1 pseudogene is annotated in these 271 nt (G+C 71.6%); it reads left to right on the top strand.

The window, feature by feature from the left end:
* A pseudogene (locus AC0IXR_RS25065) lies at positions 1–271 on the top strand (hypothetical protein); the annotation flags it as partial.

Raw genomic sequence — 271 nt, 5'->3', positions numbered from 1 at the left:
ACCAGGGAACCGCTCGGGCGGGCTCGTCCGGCAAGGCCGCGACGCTCAGGCAGGCGCCCGGGATCCTCCTTGCCCTGGCGGGAGCGCCAGGCCAGCAGGCCCGCCACTGCCGGCTCACCGACATAGAGGCCGAAGCGATAAGCCCGGAGAGCGATTTCCCCTATCTCCGGCGCCGTGGACCGCTCGCCCTGATCGGGGTCTCGTCCGCGATTCCCACCAAGCCCTTCGTCGCCAGTGGGCGCCTCGGCCCGTCGCAGATCGAGGCTGTCGA

The organism is Methylobacterium sp. AC832, from assembly GCF_979256025.1.
Note: the sequence above shows the minus strand (reverse complement) of the source record. Positions and strands in the feature narration are given on the sequence as shown.